Origin of the sequence: Thalassobacter stenotrophicus (assembly GCF_001458315.1) — a bacterium.
GTDB lineage: Bacteria > Pseudomonadota > Alphaproteobacteria > Rhodobacterales > Rhodobacteraceae > Thalassobacter > Thalassobacter stenotrophicus.
The window spans coordinates 48544-65958 of record NZ_CYRX01000030.1 but is presented as its reverse complement, the minus strand read 5'-3'; the positions used below and the strand labels follow the sequence as shown (position 1 = coordinate 65958).

Here is a 17415-nt window from a genome sequence, read left to right as displayed (position 1 = left end):
ATGCGCCGGTTTTTGACACTCGTCAGCGGGGTCGCCGTGCTTGGCACGGCCGGCCTCGGCGCTGTTATTGCATGGCCTGTCGGCAGTGCAGTGACTCCGATTGCAACAGAGGGCAATGTCGACCGGGGCGCATATTTGGCGCGCGCCAGTGGGTGCATTGCCTGTCATACCAATTTTGAAGCGGGCGGCGCACCACTTGCCGGAGGGGCGCCGCTCGAAACCCCGTTCGGAACGTTCTATCCGCCCAACCTGACGACCGACCCCAAACATGGCATGGGCGAATGGACGGCAGAACAGTTCGCAAAAGCCGTGCGGCAGGGGATCGGCCCCGATGGAACGCCCTACTATCCATCTTTCCCATATACGTTCTATGCGGATTTTTCTGACCAGGATATCGCTGACCTCTGGGCGGCGTTTCAAACCGTGCCGCCCGTGGACGAACCTGCACCAGAAAACGATGTCAGCTTCCCATTCGATCAACGATGGGGGCTGAAGCTCTGGCGAGCGGCGTTCTTCTACGATCCGGATACCGAACCGGTTGAAGGGCGAAGCGGCGCATGGAACCGCGGACGGGAATTGGTGCGCGGTGCGGCACATTGCGGAGCCTGCCATACGCCGCGCAATCTTGCAGGAGGTCGCGATATCGGTGCTTCCTTTGCAGGCAACGCCCAGCTTCCCGGTGGCAGCAAGGCACCCGCGATACGGCCAAAAGACCTGGCCAAAAACGACTGGACGGTTTCAAACCTCGCTTATGCGCTCCAGACCGGCATCACCCCTTCGGGCGATGCTTTCGGCGGCAGCATGGCGGAAGTGGTTCGCGAGGGAACTCGGTTTCTGACACCTGCCGATCGCGAAGCGATGGCGCTTTTCCTGCTGAACAAGGACACGGTCGAGGCGGAGAACCCCGCTTCGAACTAACATCACGCGGGGGCAACAAGCCCTCGCTTTATCGAGGATCGAAATGAAACAAACACGTCGGGATTTCTTGCGCCATGCGACACTGGCGGCCTGCGCGGCGGCCATCCCGCGGTCGGCTTATGCCGCAACCCCGTTCGAGGACGTGGTTGCCAAGGTTGCGCGTCAACAGCTTCTTCCGGACACCTACCCGGGAACAGAGATCTGGGGCTATGACGGCCTCGTTCCGGCTCCGGAAATTCGGGTCGCTCAAGGCGATCGGGTGCGCCGCAGGTTCCGCAACGAGGTTCCTGACCCCAGTTCGGTTCACTGGCACGGAATCCGGATCGACAACGCGATGGATGGCGTTTCAGGGCTGACCCAGGAGCCCGTGGCACCGGGTGAAACCTTTGACTACGACTTCGTCGTACCAGACGCGGGCACCTATTGGTATCACGCGCATAATCGCTCATACGAGCAAGTCGCGCGTGGTTTGCGCGGTGCCTTGATCGTCGAAGAGGCCGATGGGCCGGACATCGACCGCGAGGAAGTCATCGTTCTGGAGGACTGGTTGCTCGACCCTGAGAGCGGGCAGCTGTTCGACAATTTCGAACAGCCTATGATGATGAGCCATAGTGGACGTACCGGCAACTTCATCACGACCAATGGGCGCTATGACCTGACCTTGCCCGCGAAGCGTAACGAACGCATTCGCTTGCGCATCATCAACGCAGCTAGCGCGCGGATTTTCCCGCTGAGGCTATCGGGGGTGAGTGGCTGGACGATGGCCCTGGATGGGATGCCTATCGGCCAACCCCAGCCGGTTGACGGTGAATTGATCCTCGGTCCCGCACAGCGCGTGGACCTGATCGTCGATGTGACCGCAGACGAAGGCGGAACCGCAGAGGTGCTGCGCATCGGCGATGATGATCAACTGACCCCGCTGGTGACTTTTTCCGTCGATGGCACAACCAGTTCAGTACCGAGAGACAAGCCGCTGCCGCTGCCGCCGAATCCCGCGGCACACGCGCCGGACCTTGCCGAAGCGCGTGATTTGCGACTGGTCATGTCCGGTGGAGCAATGGGGCGGATGCAGTCTGCCATGCTCGGAGGGGAACGCCTTGGGTTTCGTCAGCTTGCCCAGGCGGGCAAGTTCTGGGCCCTGAATGATGTCGCCGAAATGACCGACACGCCATTGGCCGATCTATCCCTGAACGAGCCGGTGCGCTTGAAGATCGAGAACCAGACCGTGTTCCCACATGCGATGCACCTGCACGGAATGCATTTCCGCGAGCTGCGCCCCGACGGCGCGTTCGGACCGATGCGCGACACGATCCTGTTGGCTGGCAACGAGTCCCGCGAGATCGCCTTTACGGCGGACAATCCCGGCAAGTGGCTGTTCCATTGCCACATGCTCAGCCACGCCGCGTCCGGCATGACAACCTGGATGCGGGTCACATGAGGTATCTCGTTTGGTCCGTTCCGATCACTGTTGTCGCAGCCGCTTTCACCTATTGGCTCTCGACCAGTGCATCCTCGGATGTCGGCAGCGCGTCCAAGGCGGAGAGCTCCGACATCCAAGAAGGCGCGTTGCTCTACGCAGACAACTGCGCGTCTTGTCATGGCGCAAATCTGGAAGGCCAGCCGGAATGGCGAACGCCCGGCGCGGATGGGCGCCTGCCAGCACCACCGCATGATGAGACGGGTCACACCTGGCATCATCCTGACAGCCTGCTCTTCGATTACACAAAACTGGGGGGTGCGGCGCTTCTGGCGCGTCAGGGTGTCGAATACGACAGCGGAATGCCGGGTTTCGCAGACGTGCTGACCGACCAGCAAATTCACAACATCCTGGCCTTCATCCGGTCCACCTGGCCAGACCGCGTTCGCGAAGTCCAGGCCGCGCGGACAGAAGCCGACGAACAACGGGGAGATAATTAAAATGCGTTTCAGACAAGCCTTCACGACGGTCGCGATAGCTGCCTTGCTTCCGATACCGGTACTCGCCGACGAACTGTCAGAGTCCCGGGTCAAGGAACTTGTGCTCGAGGCAATCCGCGAGAACCCGGAGATTGTCATGGAGGCCGTGGCGATCCTCGAACAGAGGCAGGCGCAAGCGCAGGAGCTCAGTCAGGCCCAAGTTCTGAATGACCAGCGCGATCTGATCGAGAACGATCCGAATGCGCCGGTTCTCGGCAACCCGGAAGGGGACGTCACCGTTGTGGAATTTTTCGACTACAACTGTCCCTATTGTCGGCGGGTCAAACCCGAGGTGCGGGCTTTGATCGAAGAGGATCCAAACATTCGCCTCGTCTATCGTGAATGGCCCATTCTCGGAGACGGATCGGTGTTCGCCGCGAAAGCGGCCTTGGCAGCGCGCAAGCAGGACAAATACGAAGAGTTTCACTGGGCGATGATGGGGCTGGAAGGCCGCGCGGAAGAGGCCTCCGTGCTGCGCGTTGCCGAGGAGATCGGCCTGGATATCGCGCAGTTGCGCAAGGACATGGAGGCCCCCGAGGTCGAAGAGCACATTGCGACATCCATGCAACTGACCCAAGCTCTGGGCTTCAACGGCACGCCGTCTTTCGTGATCGGTGACGCGCTGGTGCCTGGCTTTGTCGAAAAGGCGCAGCTTGCCGACTTGGTCGAAGAAGCCCGCAAAGACGAAGACTGAAAGTTCTTGCCCGGACCGCCCCTGGGTGGTCCGGGCACTGCATCAAGCGGCCGCAGGTTCCACGTCATAGCCCGCATCCCGAATGATCGCTTGGACCTGATCGGCTGGTAACACGCTGTCGACACGCACTTGTCGGGCAGAAAGGTCACATTCTACGCCTGCATTCGGATCTGCGGTTTTCACTGCGCTTTCGATTGCTGCGGTGCAATGCCCACAGCTCATGTCCGGAACGCTGAACTTCATCGGAACCACTCCTTGATCTGATTTCTGCCGGTGACATGGGGCTTCCCCGCGCTGGAAGGTCAAGAGAAGAAATTTATTTGGCGCCCTCCCATTGACCCTCCAGTTACTGGAAGCCCTACATTCCACCTCGAATGGAAAAACAGGTGAAACATATGCCCGAACCCAAACAGATCAGCCTGCCGATCGAAGGCATGTCATGCGCGTCCTGTGTCGGCAGGGTCGATCGCGCATTGAATGCAATCGACGGCGTAGAGGATGTGTCGGTGAATCTTGCATCCGAAACCGCGCGTATGAGCGTGGACGCGCTCAAGCGCGTTCCGGAAGTCATCGAAACTCTCCGCGAGCTGGGCTACCCTGCGCGGACGGTCAGGGCCGAACTCACGATTGCGGCCATGTCCTGTGCCTCTTGTGTCGGGCGGGTCGACAAGGCGCTTGCCGCGGTGCCCGGGGTGGTCGAGGTGAACGTCAACCTCGCCTCCGAGACGGCGACGGTGGTTTACGTCGAAGGTCTTGTCACGACATCCGATCTGATCGATGCAAGCGGCGCGGCAGGGTATCCGGCCACCGTGGCAACGGCCCAAGCCGGTGACGACAGGGTTGCGCGCAAGGAGGAAGAGGCTCTGGCGCTTGCCAAACGGGTCACCTTTGCAGCCATCCTCGCCTTGCCGGTCTTTTTGATCGAGATGGGTGGCCACGTCATTCCGGCCGTTCATATGCTTATCGAGACCACTATTGGTCAGCAGACGAGTTGGCTTCTTCAATTCGTTCTCACGACAATCGTTCTCTTCGGCCCGGGCCGGACGTTTTACACCAAGGGTTTCCCGGCCCTATTCCGGGGCGCGCCCGACATGAACAGCCTCGTCGCGGTCGGCACCGGGGCGGCTTACTTCTATTCCGTAGTTGCGACATTCGTACCATCGGCCTTGCCTGACACGCTGCGCTCTGTCTACTTCGAGGCGGCAGCGGTCATCGTCGTCCTCATCTTGCTGGGGCGTTTTCTTGAAGCGCGCGCTAAGGGGAGAACGGGCGCGGCCATCCAGAAGCTGCTGGGGCTTCAGGCGCGGACCGCACGCGTGATGCGGGACGGTGAAAGCATAGAGATCGAGATCGATGCGCTAGTTCAGGGTGACATCGTCATCGTGCGCCCTGGTGAACGCATCGCGGTTGATGGCGAGGTCATCGAGGGGACCAGCCGCGTCGACGAAAGCATGCTGACAGGCGAGCCGATTCCCGCTGAAAAAAGTGCCGGAGATCCGGTGACCGGCGGGACGGTCAATGGTGCCGGAAGTCTGCAATTCCGCGCCACCCGGGTCGGCGCCGACACAACCCTGGCGCAAATTATTCGCATGGTCGAAGAGGCCCAGGGCGCCAAGCTGCCGATCCAGGGATTGGTCGACCGGATCACGCTTTGGTTCGTACCTGCCGTCATGGCGATCGCGGCGGCGACCGTGCTGGTCTGGCTGGTTTTCGGGCCTGATCCGGCCCTGACAATGGCGCTGATCGCCGGTGTGTCGGTGCTGATCATCGCGTGCCCCTGCGCGATGGGGCTTGCGACGCCGACCTCGATCATGGTCGGGACGGGACGTGCTGCGGAAATGGGTGTCCTGTTCCGCAAGGGCGACGCCTTGCAGCAACTTGATTCCGTTGATGTGGTCGCCCTCGACAAAACAGGCACGGTGACCGAGGGGCGACCCGCACTGACTGACCTGGTGCTGGCCGAAGGGTTCGATCGTTCAACAACGCTCTCGAAGATCACCGCCGTGGAGTCGCTCTCCGAGCATCCTGTCGCGGACGCCATCGTCCGTGCCGCGCGGGCCGAGGGCGCACCTCTTGCGGGGGCCGAAGGCTTTCAATCGGTCACAGGTTACGGCGTGCGCGCCGTGGTCGAAGACGTGGAGGTGTTGGTTGGGGCCGACCGCTACATGGCGCGCGAAGGCATTGACGTCTCGGCATTGACTCCAGAGGAAACGAAGATCGCAAGCAAGGGTCGCACGGCGCTTTACGCTGCCATAGATGGACGTGTCGCCGCCGTGATCGGCGTCGCCGATCCGGTCAAACCGGCAAGCCGCGCAGCCATCGCAGCGCTGCACGAGAAGGGTCTTGCGGTTGCGATGATCACAGGGGACAAACGCGAAACCGCCGAAGCCATCGCCCGCGAAACCGGCATCGACCATGTCGTTGCCGGCGTTCTGCCAGACGGCAAGGTCGCGGCGCTTGACGGTTTGCGCGAAGGGAACAAGCGCATCGCCTTTGTCGGCGACGGGATCAATGACGCCCCGGCGCTGGCGCATGCCGATGTGGGTATCGCCATTGGCACCGGCACTGATGTGGCCATCGAGTCCGCGGATGTCGTCCTGATGTCCGGCGATTTGCGCGGCGTGGTGAATGCCTTCGAAGTGTCGCGGCGAACCATGCGAAACATCCGGCAGAACCTGTTCTGGGCCTTTGCCTACAATGTCGCGCTGATTCCGGTCGCCGCCGGGGTGCTTTATCCGGCCTTTGGGCTGCTCCTGTCACCAATTCTCGCGGCGGGCGCGATGGCGTTGTCGTCGGTGTTCGTTCTAACCAATGCCCTGCGCCTGCGAGGTATCGCGCCGGCGATGGACGAGCAGCGCGCAATCCCGGCAGAGCTGGCAGCTGTCACTCCTGCTCCAGCAGAATAACGGAGGTTCGACATGAACATCGGAGACGTTTCCCGACAATCGGGTGTGCCCCCAAAAACAATCCGCTACTACGAGGAAATCGGGCTGATCCGCCCGAACCGAAGTGAGAACGGCTATCGCGCATTCACCGAGAACCACGTTCACAAGCTGGCGTTTCTCGGTCGAGCACGGGCCTTGGGGTTCACCATCGAAGATTGCAGGACGCTTCTGGCTCTCTACGAGGATGAAAACCGCGAAAGCGTTCAGGTGAAAACGGTTGCGGAAGACCATCTTCGCCAGATCGAGGAGAAGATAGAGAAACTGCAATCCATGAGAACGACGCTTACCGAGCTTGTGGAGAAATGTGCCGGGGATCATCGTCCGGATTGCCCGATCCTCGCAGATCTCTCACCTGTACGAATGTCCGAATAATCGATGCCGGTTCGGCACGTTTCAGAACCAAATTGCGCGGACCGGCATCCAGATACCCATGAAGATCATCATCAGGTTTTCCGTCAGCGAAATGAACCCCAGCGGGACGGAACTGTCACCGCCGACGCAGGCGCATTTCAACTCCCGCTTGTCAATGTAGACAGCCTTGAATACGCTGACAGCGCCGACCGTGCCGATAAACAGGGCGACAGGCGCCGAGAGCCACAGCAGCGCGCCGGCAGTCATCAGGACACCTGCCAACGCTTCGCCGAACGGATAAAGCTTGCCGTATCGTACCCATTTGCGCGCCAGCAGATCGTAGTTGAGGAACATCGTCGAAAACCCTTCGACATCCTGCAATTTCTGGATCGCGAGAATGGTCATGGACAGCGAAATGAACCATTCGAACCCGCGCAAGGTAAAGACCGACCCGTACTGGTGCCAAGACAGGCCCAGTGCCAATAGCGCGGCGACGGAAAAGATCGCGATGACCGGCTGGTAGGTCGTGTCGCTTTGCTCTTCCTCGGGTGGGTCGATGTCAAAGAACACCCTGAGATCATCGTAGCCGCCGATCCGTTCTCCGCCGATGAAGGTCTGCGGCGTCGTCTCGACCCCGTGCTTCTCCATGAAAGCATCGGTGTCTTCACGGGTCTCAAGCGGATGGTCTTCCACCTCGAAGCCTTGCCGCTCCAGCAGGTCTTTCGATTTCAGACCGTAGGGGCAGACATGGCCCGGCATGACCATGCGATAAAGCTGCGCGGATTTACTGTCTGTGTCCCGGGGCATATGCTTTCCTCCTTATCCGGCGCAGGTGAATTGACCACGGAACCCGGCTTCGTAGTCGGTTCCGCGCTGACGATCAGATCGGTCAGGTCACCGTCTGTCTCTACGATCTCGGCCGATAGCGGGCCTTGAGAAAACGCATTTTCGCCCTGCGCATCCAGGCGCACCAGGTCACCGCTGATCTTCATCGCGGCCCCAGTCCCTTCGCCGGTCTCACCGGTCACCAGCACGGCTGGACTGTCCGAGGTGTAGGCAAATCGGCAGTCTCCACCATTCGGGAACACCGCTGCGATTTCGTCTTCCGTCAGAAACTCGGGATCGATTTTTGACACGACCTCCGTTTGAAGCGCCTGTTGCGCATCCACGACCTGTACCGGCGTTCCGGTCGGCGTGGCCGATGCCTCACCGTTTGCGCCAATGTCAGCAATGAGGTAGCGCATTTCGGCGATTTCCTTGTCCTGCGCATAGATAATGTCGTCTGCGAGCCCCCGGACGCGCGGGTCGGTGATCTCGGCACGAGTCGACGTCATGATGGCGATCGAGTGGTGCGGGATCATGGCGCGCATGTAGGACCTGTCCTGCACCGTAAATTGCCCGCGTACCAGCCAGAGGCTTGCCGCAAAGACAAGTATGGCGCCCCCGAAGATCGCGATGTTGGCTTTGGTGTTCTGATACATGGACAACATGTACGCCAACATGATCACGGCCATGGTCGCCCCCATCAGGATGGCCATGTAAAGGCGTGTCTCCGAAAAGAAGATATGGCCCCAAAGATAGGTGTTCAGGTACATCAGAACGAACATGACCACGGTCGATGTTCCGATCATCATAAAGAACCGTGAGTAGTGCATTTCCAGTCACCTCCTTGCAGTTCTCTGTAAAACAACAACATTCCAGCGCTGGAGAGTTCCAAAAGCGCGAATTTTCGTAGTTTCAAGGCAACAAAGGCGCGTCGTTTGCCCCGGTTCACGGCTTCTTTTCTTTGCCCCTGACGCGCACTGAATTTTCATGGGTCCGAGGAGATCGCGCCATGCAGAATTTCACGAGACGAGAATTGATTTGTGCCGGAGCGATGGGTTGCTTTCTGCCCACAATTGCCTGGGCCCACAAAGTCAAATTGCCCGAACGGTTCGAACCGCAATTGGTAAACACCCGTCGTGGTGACTGGGTTAAAGACGATGTCCACGTCGTTCCCGACGATTTTTTCCTTTATTTCATGCTCGAGGACGGGATGGCGATCCGCTACGGGGTCGGGGTAGGGCGCAAAGGTTTGTACGAACCCGGAGAGTTCACGGTAGCGCGCAAGGCCAAATGGCCATGGTGGCGGCCAACGAACGCCATGATCCGGCGCGAGCCACGCAAATACGCGAAGTACAAGGATGGGCTGAAAGGCGGGCCAAACAACCCGCTCGGGGCCCGCGCGCTGTATCTCTATGATGATGAGGGACGCGATACCTATCTTCGTATTCATGGAACCAACGCTCCGGAAACCATTGGATCGGCCGTGTCGAATGGATGCGCGCGGTTGACGAATGAACACGTAAAAGATTTGTATGATCGCGTAGAAATTGGCGCCCGCGTCTTCCTGTATCCCAAAGTGACAACGGCGTGAGGAGCGTTCTGTCGCCTTGAAGTTCCTCTTCCGGAAATGGCACAAGTGCGGCAGTTGGCGAAAGCCAGTCCATCATTCATGAGGTGACGGAATTGTCTTTGAGCCGGAGGTCTTTCCTTGGCGGGATGACCGTTGCGCTGGCTGGTACCCGCTTGCCAGCAGCGACACGCGAGTTGATCCTCGCGCCCCAATCGATCAAGGCGCGCCTTGCTGGGTACGACGTGTCGATGTTGGGCTTCAACGGTGGTCTGCCGGGCCCAGAAGTCAGAATGCGACAAGGACAAACCGCCCGCATTACCCTCGATAACCGATTGGAGGAGGGCGCTCTTGTTCACTGGCATGGGTTGCGGGTTCCAAATCGGATGGATGGTGTCAACGTTCTCACTCAGGATGTGGTCATTCCGGGCGACACGTATCGTTATCAATTCGGCGTCCCGGATGCCGGCACGTATTGGTATCACTCGCATTACCTGTCTTACGATCAGGTCAGCCGCGGCCTTTTCGGCGCCTTCATCGTCGAGGAGCAAAATGCGCCGGCTGTCGACCATGACATTGTTGTTCAGTTCTTCGATGTCTTGTTGGATCAGTCCGGACAGTACGACGAAGGGTTCAACCCGGCTCATTTCGCGACCGAGGGCCGTATCGGCAATACGGTCACGGCGCTTGTTTCCAATGGAACCAGCAAGAATGTGAGACAAGGCGACCGCCTGCGTTTGCGCCTGATAAATCCCTCTATCGACAGGGTTTACCGTGTCGGGCTGGACGGTCTGGCAGGCAAGATCGTTGCACTGGATGGTATGCCCCTGGCGCAGCCACAGACACTCGAACCCATCCTCCTAGCTCCGGGGCAAAGATGCGATGTGATTGGTGATGCGACCGGGCCTATTAGATTCGACGACAGCTTTGGAGAGTGGACGTTGAGCCTTGGCGAAATCGCTGTTTCCGGCTCTCGTGACCCTGCGAAAGTGCCCATCACCGCGTTGCCCGCCAACCGAATGCCCGCCCCGCAAGACCCCGGCCAAACCGCGGAGCTGGTGCTCCAGGGAGGTGCGGGAAGCGCGTCCCATAACGGCACTGGAACATGGGCGCTCAATGACGTATCTGGACTGCCTCGAACCCCTTTCCTATCCGTCGCGCAGGGGACGACCGTGCGCATTTCAATCCGCAACGAAACCGGGTTTCCACACGTCATGCATCTGCATGGCCACCATTTCTGGGAACTCGATGCGGCGGGGGAAGCCGGTCCATACCGGGACTCGACCTTCCTGGATATCGGCGAGACGCGGGATATTCTCGTCGTCCTGGACAATCCGGGATCCTGGATGCTGCATTGCCACATGTTGAGCCACCAAGCCGACGGTATGGCAACGTGGATCAGAGTCGGCTGAGGGTCGAGACGGATACATACCGTTACAAATCTCTGAATGATAACAGGCCTTTTGCCGTCTACGTAACCTGACAAGCGAGAAACAGGTCCATCGATTGCCAACGGGAGCGTTCATTGACCCTGACACCAAAATCTCTCGGCATGACTGCGGCGGCAGGATCAGCCGCCTTGCTGTTAGGGGCCTTCGTTTTCCAGGCTCTTGGGTACGCGCCGTGCGCAATGTGCATCTGGCAACGCTACCCACACGCAATCGCCATTGGAATGGGCGCTCTGTTGCTCTTTGCTCTGCCGATTTTGCCAATCCTGATAATCGGTGCCCTGTCGGCACTCAGCACATCCGCGTTGGGAATGTTTCATACCGGTGTCGAGCGCGGCTGGTGGGAGGGACCGACTTCTTGCACGGGATCCGGCCTCGATGTTTCCCAAATGTCGGTATCGGAATTGCTGCCCTCTGCGAGTTCAAATGCGTCCACTCTTGTTCTGTGCAATGAGGTTGTCTGGGAATTTCTGACGTTGTCCATGGCGAGTTGGAACGCGATCCTAAGCGGTGTCCTTGCTTGCCTCTGGTTGGTCGCGATCGCAAGACATCAAAAGGGTCGATGGCATGGGGTCGCGGACGTTTCTTGAATCGTCTCGCATTCATCGAAAACAAACAAAGGGCTTCGCTTCATGGTTACAAGACGACACTTCCTTGCACTTTCCGGCTCGCTGTTTTCAGCTTCTCTGAGTTCGCCAGCATTCGCTAAGACCTGGCCGACAACAGCCGAAAAAGCAGCTTGGGATGCGCAGGTCACGCCCGCCAACTATGACCCGGCAACAACCAACCCATGGGGGCTGCATCCCAGGCTGCTGCCGCAACGCGTTTTGGCGAATGACGGTTTGCGCCCGGGTGACATTCACGTCGATGCGATCGCGCGCTATCTGTACCATATCGAGGAAGATGGCACCGCGATGCGCTACGGGGTCGCGATTGCCAAGGGCGATCTCTATGAACCCGGCACCTATACGATCCGCCGAAAGGTCGAATGGCCGCACTGGACGCCAACACAGTCAATGATCGAACGCGATCCGGAGGCTTACGAGCGGTTTGCCGACGGTATGGAGCCCGGCCCCAACAATGCCTTGGGCAGCAGGGCTTTGTATCTATTCGTCGGAGATCGGGATACGTACCTTCGAATTCACGGAACGCCGAGCCCTCGCAGCATTGGCGGCCGGGCCAGTTCGGGATGCGTGCGCATGGTGATGGCCCATATCAATGATCTCTATCCGAATGTCGCTGTCGGATCGACGGCGTTCCTTTACTCGGCCGAAGACAGCGTTACCGCTCGAAGCTGACCTATTCGTAGGACAGAGAATCTTTGGCTCACACGCCGAGTACCGCGTCGTGCAGGGACAACTTGCAACGAATTGTTGGACGAACACTCAAGGCCGCGTCGCAAGTGAATTTTCGAACTGTGCGATCGCTACGGATTTGTCGTCCTCATCGTTCTCGAACAGCTTTGTGGTTCGCACGCCCGGCAACTTGCCAAAATCCGCCATCAGGCGCTTTGGAAAAAATGTGCGTCCAATGGATTCAAATCCTGGTAATTGCCTTAGGATCGCAGAAGTACTGACGCTACAAAAGCCTGAAGCAGCCGGACCGTTTGCCAATGCAAGTTGCAAGGCGCGCTCCGCGACTTCGGGGGACACATCGATCTCTTGTATGACGACATGGTAGGTCTCCCGTGCATGAGCCCGTGCGTAAAAATCGGCCACTTGTGGAGTAATGCCATAAAGCACATCTCCCCGTTCCGGTACCGCGCTCAGCCGGACCGTTCCTGCCGGATCGAAGATAACGCGCTGCGACCCATTGATCATGACGCTGGTATGCGCACCCGCCCCGGACCTGTTATTGATCATAGTGTACAGCGTCAACGCGGCCGGTCCGTCGTGACTGTAGGATGCACTACTGATGACTTCGGCTGAAGCATCAGGGCGCATGTCGTTTCCTGCACCGCACCCCGCCAAAATCACCAAGGCAAGCACCAAGAAAATGCGGTTCAAAAAGAGCAACTTGCAGCCTCCTGCCATGGGTTGAATGACTGAATTTTCGGGAACATCAGGGCCTCTGCCACTCTCGACACCAACTCTTCCGAATTTCACTTCCACCGAAACATGGTTTCGGTGTCAGTTGGTACACGACTCCTCGACAGGTTTTTCTCTGGATATCGCATGTCTTAGATGAAGAGGAGCGTTCGCCCCGAATTGATTTGTCGCAGTTTGTAACAGACCCCGCCTTTGTGACCTCGCGATACAAAACACCGGCTCGCGTGTTATTCCGCATCTGCAGGTGCATCCCATATAGTGGGTATCGCAACACTGACACGAGGTGATCGAAATGAAACGCAACACTTTACTCGCTGCAATGACCCTGGCTGCAACCGCCTTTGGTGGCGCGGCCTTCGCGGATGCCAACCATGGGCACGGTGGGCAGCTTGGTGCCCAAGGTGGGGCAGGCATGATGCAGAACGGTGGTCCGGGCATGATGGCGAACATGGGCGGAATGATGGTGGATCGTTTCCAACACCTCGATGCCGATGGCGACGGCGCGGTGACGCCGGAAGAGATGGCCGCTCCTGCCGATAGGATGGAGCGGATGCAGATGATGCGGTCGAATATGGCAGATGCGCCTGCGCGGCCCGGCAACGGTCAGGGCATGGGCAACGGCTCCATGATGCAGGACAACTGAGCCAATGGGTGCCGGTTTATTTTCCGGCACCCGTCCTCACAACGCCAAAACCATTCGCGGTCGGGACATTGAACCGAACCGCGACCTGAACCGTTTAGCCTCGGTATGCCAACAAATAGAGACACTGAAAGGAAAATTCCCATGGCCTATACCTATGATCGCGTCCTGAAAGACACCAAAATCGATGACGCAGAGATGCGTGTTCGGGATGCTTTGGCAGACAAGGGCTTCGGCGTTTTGACTGAGATTGACGTCAAAGCGACGATGAAAAAGAAACTTGATGCGGACATGCCGCCTTACCGCATCTTGGGGGCCTGTAATCCGGGCATGGCGCACAAAGCCATCGAGATCGAGCCTCGCATCGGTGCGATGCTTCCCTGCAATGTTATCCTGCGGCAAGTGGACGGCGACACCGAGGTCAGCGCGGTCGATCCTGTCGCTTCGATGCAGGCGGTGCAGAACCAAGACCTGGACGCGGTCGCCGGCGAAGTCCGCGATCTCCTGCGGGACGCCCTCGACACCGCGTGATTGCGGGATGGGCGTTGGATGCCCTGTCGCAGAGCCAGCGCCATTGGCGGTGCTCGATTAATGCCATCTAATCCCCACGTAAATTCCTGATGAGGAACTGACCCAGTGCTGCCAGCGGGATTGCCATTTCCGGATATTGGAACCGACCTCTTCTCCTTCGACATCGGGGGGGTCACATTCGCACTCCGCTGGTACGCGCTAGCCTATATCTTCGGTATCCTGATTGGCTGGCGCATTTGTTTGAGTGCCATAAGCCGTCCCGCGCTCTGGACATCAGTTGGACCGCCGCTTGACCGGACGCAGATCGAAGATCTTCTGACGTGGATCATCATCGGCGTGATTGCTGGTGGTCGCCTGGGCTTTGTACTGTTCTACCAGCCCGCATATTATCTCGCCAATCCCTTGGAGATTCTGATGGTCTGGCAAGGCGGCATGTCTTTCCACGGGGGCTTCGCGGGCGTTGTCATCGCGGCCTTGTTGTTCTGCCTTCGACAAAACGCGTCATTGCTCAGCACTGGCGACTTGCTGGCTTTGACAACACCACCAGGCTTGTTTCTTGGGAGGCTGGCGAACTTCACCAACAACGAGCTGTGGGGGCGGCCGACGGACGTTCCCTGGGCGGTGATCTTTCCCGGCGAAGTCGCGCAGGCCTGCCCAGGGATTAGCGGCCTCTGCGCCCGACACCCGTCCCAGCTGTACGAGGCGCTATTGGAGGGGCTCATTCTTGGAATGCTGCTCATTTATCTCGCTTGGGGCCGGGGCTGGCTGAAAATGCCCGGTGCCTTGGCTGGCGTGTTTCTGACCGGCTATGGTCTTGCCCGAAGTTTCGTCGAGATGTTCCGGCAACCGGACCAACAGTTTGTGACGGCGGACAACCCGATTGGCCATGCGCTCCATTTTGGTGAGTGGGGTTTGACGATGGGCCAGTTGCTCTCCATGCCGATGGTGTTGGTCGGGCTGGCGTTGATCGTGCTCGCCCGACGGGAACGGGGCCGGACAGCGCCACCCCGCAGATCCGCAATGTAATCACCATACTGATCTCTCTTGACCCTCCTGTGGATGGAAGCCTTAGGCAAGAGAAGCATTCTCGGAAAGGACCGCAAAATGAGCACCCCCGACAGTTCTGAAACCACAGCAGCTTCTTCGGTATTCGTTTGCCCAATGCACCCTGAGGTGCGGCAGGTTGAGCCCGGCAATTGTCCGAAATGCGGGATGCATCTCGTGCCGGAATCGGAGCTCGAGGTCCATTCAGCACATGATCATCACGACCACCAAGCAGGTGCCGCGCCGGCGGATGGACGATATGATCTGGTTCCCCAAGGGCATGATGGTCCCATTTACACTTGCCCGATGCACCCTCAGGTGCGGCAGCCTGATCCGGGCGCGTGCCCGATCTGTGGCATGGGGTTGGAACTGGAATCCGGTGTGCCGGGCGATGAAGGTCCAAATCCCGAACTGGTGGATTTCACACGGCGGTTCTGGGTCGGCACAGTCCTGACGATCCCGCTCCTTGTCCTCACGATGGGGCCATTCGTCGGTTTCCCCGCAGTCCGGACTTTTTTTGGCGAAGGCACCACACAATGGATCGAATTGATCCTGGCAACGCCAGTGGTCTTGTGGTGCGGCTGGCCGTTTCTGGAACGCGGATGGATTTCGTTCCGCACATTGAACCTCAACATGTTCTCCCTGATCGGCATGGGCGTTCTTGCCGCCTGGCTCTTCAGCGTCGTTGCCGTTCTCGCACCGGACATATTCCCTGATGGGTTCCGAGACTCCGAAGGCCATGTCGGCGTCTACTTCGAGGCGGCGGCGGTGATCGTGACGCTCGTGCTGCTCGGTCAGGTGATGGAATTGCGCGCACGTGAAGGAACCGGCAAGGCGATCCGTGCGCTACTCGATATGGCCGCCAAGACCGCGCGGGTCATGCGGGACGATGGCTCCGAAGAGGAGATCCCGCTGGAGGACGTACAGGTCGGCGACCGGCTGCGCGTACGGCCCGGTGACAAGGTTCCTGTCGATGGCGTGGTTCTGGACGGCCGGTCCTCGATCGACGAAAGCATGATCTCCGGTGAACCTGTGCCGGTCGAGAAGACCGAAGGCGACCCGGTAACTGGTGCGACGATCAACGGCACTGGCAGTCTGGTGATGGAGGCGACGCGTGTCGGGTCCGACACGATGCTGGCTCAAATTGTCGAGATGGTGTCGAACGCGCAGCGCTCGCGCGCCCCGATCCAGAAATATGCCGACAAGGTGGCGGGATATTTCGTTCCGGCCGTCATCGGTATCGCGGTCCTGTCCTTCATCGCCTGGGCGATCTGGGGGCCCGCGCCTGCGCTTTCCTACGCATTGATTTCGGCAGTGGCGGTTCTGATCATCGCTTGTCCTTGTGCGCTTGGCCTGGCGACACCGATGTCGATCATGACGGCGACAGGACGGGGCGCTCAGGCAGGGGTCCTAATCAAGAACGCCGAGGCGCTGGAGCGGTTCGAGAAAGTCGATACCCTGATCGTCGACAAGACCGGCACGTTGACCGAAGGCAAGCCGCGGCTTGTCGACGTACTCCCGCAACCCGGCCACGACGAAGCCGAGGTCTTGCGTCTCGCCGCATCGCTTGAGCGCGGATCGGAGCACCCCTTGGCCGAAGCGATCGTCAGGGGTGCGGAGGAGCGAGATGTCAAAATGGACAATGCTCGGGACTTCGAGGCGATCACTGGCAAGGGCGTCAAGGGTGTTGTGGGCGGCAAAGCGGTGGCGCTCGGCAATCTGGCGATGATCCGCGAACTAGGGCTCGAGGCAGGCGCGTTGACCGCCAAGGCCAATGCCCGCCGCGACGAAGGTGAGACGGTAATGTTCGTGGTGCTGGATGGCGACATTGCAGGTCTTGTCGCTGTCGCCGATCCGGTGAAGAAGAGCACACCTGCGGCCATCAAGGACCTGCATGAACTGGGGTTCCGCGTCATCATGGCGACCGGAGACAACGAACGCACTGCCAACGCCATCGGCGCACGGCTCGGCATCGATGAGATCCGGGCCGACGTGCTGCCGGAGGACAAGGCGCGGATCATCCGTGAATTGCAAGAGGCGGGTCACAGGGTCGCGATGGCCGGGGATGGCGTCAACGACGCGCCGGCCTTGGCACAAGCCGATGTCGGCATCGCCATGGGCACTGGCGCCGATGTGGCCATCGAAAGCGCGGGCATCACGCTGGTCAAGGGCAACCTCGACGGTATCGTGCGTGCGCGGCGGCTCGCCCGGGCCACTATGCGCAACATCCGCCAGAACCTGTTCTTCGCGCTGATCTACAACGCCTCCGGCGTGCCGGTCGCGGCGGGAGTTCTGTTTCCCTTCTTTGGCATCCTCATCAGTCCGATGTTTGCTGCCTTCGCCATGAGCGCGTCGTCAATCTCGGTGGTGCTCAATTCGCTGCGCCTTCGCGGCGTTCGTATCTAGAAGCGCGCAACAGCATTCGGACGAACCAAAATTAAAAGGGGA

The 17415-nt window shown here is 59.3% G+C and carries 18 protein-coding genes; 14 read left to right on the top strand and 4 right to left on the bottom strand.

Annotated elements, in window-relative coordinates; translation table 11 throughout:
• The 4 genes from THS5294_RS10335 to THS5294_RS10320 are packed head-to-tail and all read left to right on the top strand — an operon-like array spanning position 1 to position 3568.
• The gene (locus THS5294_RS10335) at positions 1-918 is read left to right on the top strand and encodes a c-type cytochrome (RefSeq protein WP_058123695.1); all 918 of its coding nucleotides are present in this window, start codon (positions 1-3) and stop codon (positions 916-918) included.
• A 43-nt stretch (positions 919-961) separates the two neighbouring features.
• Complete coding sequence (locus THS5294_RS10330; RefSeq protein ID WP_058123694.1) at positions 962-2356, top strand: multicopper oxidase family protein; 1395 nt, start codon at positions 962-964, stop codon at positions 2354-2356.
• A complete protein-coding gene (locus tag THS5294_RS10325; protein ID WP_058123693.1) occupies positions 2353-2835 on the top strand; it encodes a c-type cytochrome in 483 nt (160 codons plus the stop codon). The genes THS5294_RS10330 and THS5294_RS10325 overlap by 4 nt, the downstream gene beginning before the upstream one ends.
• Before the next feature lies 1 nt (position 2836).
• A complete protein-coding gene (locus THS5294_RS10320; RefSeq protein ID WP_058123692.1) occupies positions 2837-3568 on the top strand; it encodes a DsbA family protein in 732 nt (243 codons plus the stop codon).
• A gap of 42 nt (positions 3569-3610) precedes the next feature.
• Here the strand turns inward: THS5294_RS10320 and THS5294_RS10315 are convergent, their stop codons facing one another.
• Positions 3611-3811: a heavy-metal-associated domain-containing protein gene (locus tag THS5294_RS10315; RefSeq protein WP_024099389.1), complete on the bottom strand. Its 201-nt coding sequence runs from the start codon at positions 3809-3811 to the stop codon at positions 3611-3613.
• 152 nt (positions 3812-3963) lie between these two features.
• On the opposite strand from THS5294_RS10315, the gene THS5294_RS10310 reads away from it, so the two are divergent.
• Together THS5294_RS10310 and cueR are read left to right on the top strand one after the other, a co-directional pair.
• Entirely contained in the window at positions 3964-6474 is a 2511-nt protein-coding gene (locus THS5294_RS10310; protein WP_058123748.1) for a heavy metal translocating P-type ATPase, read from the top strand.
• A gap of 12 nt (positions 6475-6486) precedes the next feature.
• Positions 6487-6885: a Cu(I)-responsive transcriptional regulator gene (cueR, locus tag THS5294_RS10305; RefSeq protein WP_058123691.1), complete on the top strand. Its 399-nt coding sequence runs from the start codon at positions 6487-6489 to the stop codon at positions 6883-6885.
• A gap of 21 nt (positions 6886-6906) precedes the next feature.
• Here cueR and THS5294_RS10300 read toward each other — a convergent pair whose 3' ends face one another.
• On the bottom strand, positions 6907-7671 hold the full coding sequence (locus THS5294_RS10300; RefSeq protein WP_170863239.1) for a MauE/DoxX family redox-associated membrane protein: 765 nt from the start codon (positions 7669-7671) through the stop codon (positions 6907-6909).
• On the bottom strand, positions 7593-8519 hold the full coding sequence (locus THS5294_RS10295) for a DUF305 domain-containing protein (RefSeq protein ID WP_306434225.1): 927 nt from the start codon (positions 8517-8519) through the stop codon (positions 7593-7595). Before THS5294_RS10295 ends, THS5294_RS10300 begins: the two co-directional genes overlap by 79 nt.
• A 179-nt stretch (positions 8520-8698) precedes the next feature.
• Between THS5294_RS10295 and THS5294_RS10290 the strand changes: the two genes are divergently transcribed.
• From THS5294_RS10290 to THS5294_RS10275, 4 genes are all read left to right on the top strand, one after another.
• Positions 8699-9280 carry a L,D-transpeptidase gene (locus THS5294_RS10290; RefSeq protein WP_082645005.1) on the top strand — a complete coding sequence of 194 codons (582 nt, stop codon included), beginning with the start codon at positions 8699-8701 and terminating at the stop codon, positions 9278-9280.
• Positions 9281-9405: 125 nt separating this feature from the next.
• A complete protein-coding gene (locus THS5294_RS10285) occupies positions 9406-10668 on the top strand; it encodes a multicopper oxidase family protein (RefSeq protein ID WP_058123690.1) in 1263 nt (420 codons plus the stop codon).
• Between the two features lie 140 nt (positions 10669-10808).
• Positions 10809-11294 (top strand): disulfide bond formation protein B, encoded by a 486-nt coding sequence (locus THS5294_RS10280; RefSeq protein ID WP_040104428.1) that lies wholly within the window; start codon positions 10809-10811, stop codon positions 11292-11294.
• A gap of 42 nt (positions 11295-11336) precedes the next feature.
• Positions 11337-12002 (top strand): L,D-transpeptidase, encoded by a 666-nt coding sequence (locus THS5294_RS10275; protein WP_024099381.1) that lies wholly within the window; start codon positions 11337-11339, stop codon positions 12000-12002.
• An 87-nt stretch (positions 12003-12089) separates the two neighbouring features.
• Here THS5294_RS10275 and THS5294_RS10270 read toward each other — a convergent pair whose 3' ends face one another.
• The gene (locus THS5294_RS10270) at positions 12090-12647 is read right to left on the bottom strand and encodes a hypothetical protein (RefSeq protein ID WP_233486466.1); all 558 of its coding nucleotides are present in this window, start codon (positions 12645-12647) and stop codon (positions 12090-12092) included.
• A 397-nt stretch (positions 12648-13044) separates the two neighbouring features.
• Between THS5294_RS10270 and THS5294_RS10265 the strand changes: the two genes are divergently transcribed.
• From THS5294_RS10265 to THS5294_RS10250, 4 genes are all read left to right on the top strand, one after another.
• Entirely contained in the window at positions 13045-13395 is a 351-nt protein-coding gene (locus THS5294_RS10265) for a hypothetical protein (RefSeq protein WP_058123689.1), read from the top strand.
• 141 nt (positions 13396-13536) lie between these two features.
• Positions 13537-13923, top strand: coding sequence for a DUF302 domain-containing protein (locus THS5294_RS10260; RefSeq protein ID WP_046212135.1), 387 nt, complete (start codon positions 13537-13539; stop codon positions 13921-13923).
• A gap of 105 nt (positions 13924-14028) precedes the next feature.
• Positions 14029-14949: a prolipoprotein diacylglyceryl transferase gene (gene lgt, locus THS5294_RS10255; RefSeq protein WP_058123688.1), complete on the top strand. Its 921-nt coding sequence runs from the start codon at positions 14029-14031 to the stop codon at positions 14947-14949.
• A gap of 135 nt (positions 14950-15084) precedes the next feature.
• On the top strand, positions 15085-17373 hold the full coding sequence (locus THS5294_RS10250; protein ID WP_394379490.1) for a copper-transporting P-type ATPase: 2289 nt from the start codon (positions 15085-15087) through the stop codon (positions 17371-17373).
• Positions 17374-17415 lie beyond the last annotated feature (42 nt).

Bases quoted from the DNA above. Each gene is read 5' to 3' on its own strand.
- THS5294_RS10335 (WP_058123695.1), top strand. From the start codon at position 1: ATGCGCCGGTTTTTGACACTCGTCAGCGGGGTCGCCGTGCTTGGCACG.
- THS5294_RS10330 (WP_058123694.1), top strand. From the start codon at position 962: ATGAAACAAACACGTCGGGATTTCTTGCGCCATGCGACACTGGCGGCC.
- THS5294_RS10325 (WP_058123693.1), top strand. From the start codon at position 2,353: ATGAGGTATCTCGTTTGGTCCGTTCCGATCACTGTTGTCGCAGCCGCT.
- THS5294_RS10320 (WP_058123692.1), top strand. From the start codon at position 2,837: ATGCGTTTCAGACAAGCCTTCACGACGGTCGCGATAGCTGCCTTGCTT.
- THS5294_RS10315 (WP_024099389.1), bottom strand. From the start codon at position 3,811: ATGAAGTTCAGCGTTCCGGACATGAGCTGTGGGCATTGCACCGCAGCA.
- THS5294_RS10310 (WP_058123748.1), top strand. From the start codon at position 3,964: ATGCCCGAACCCAAACAGATCAGCCTGCCGATCGAAGGCATGTCATGC.
- cueR (WP_058123691.1), top strand. From the start codon at position 6,487: ATGAACATCGGAGACGTTTCCCGACAATCGGGTGTGCCCCCAAAAACA.
- THS5294_RS10300 (WP_170863239.1), bottom strand. From the start codon at position 7,671: ATGCCCCGGGACACAGACAGTAAATCCGCGCAGCTTTATCGCATGGTC.
- THS5294_RS10295 (WP_306434225.1), bottom strand. From the start codon at position 8,519: ATGCACTACTCACGGTTCTTTATGATGATCGGAACATCGACCGTGGTC.
- THS5294_RS10290 (WP_082645005.1), top strand. From the start codon at position 8,699: ATGCAGAATTTCACGAGACGAGAATTGATTTGTGCCGGAGCGATGGGT.
- THS5294_RS10285 (WP_058123690.1), top strand. From the start codon at position 9,406: ATGACCGTTGCGCTGGCTGGTACCCGCTTGCCAGCAGCGACACGCGAG.
- THS5294_RS10280 (WP_040104428.1), top strand. From the start codon at position 10,809: ATGACTGCGGCGGCAGGATCAGCCGCCTTGCTGTTAGGGGCCTTCGTT.
- THS5294_RS10275 (WP_024099381.1), top strand. From the start codon at position 11,337: ATGGTTACAAGACGACACTTCCTTGCACTTTCCGGCTCGCTGTTTTCA.
- THS5294_RS10270 (WP_233486466.1), bottom strand. From the start codon at position 12,647: ATGCGCCCTGATGCTTCAGCCGAAGTCATCAGTAGTGCATCCTACAGT.
- THS5294_RS10265 (WP_058123689.1), top strand. From the start codon at position 13,045: ATGAAACGCAACACTTTACTCGCTGCAATGACCCTGGCTGCAACCGCC.
- THS5294_RS10260 (WP_046212135.1), top strand. From the start codon at position 13,537: ATGGCCTATACCTATGATCGCGTCCTGAAAGACACCAAAATCGATGAC.
- THS5294_RS10250 (WP_394379490.1), top strand. From the start codon at position 15,085: ATGCACCCTGAGGTGCGGCAGGTTGAGCCCGGCAATTGTCCGAAATGC.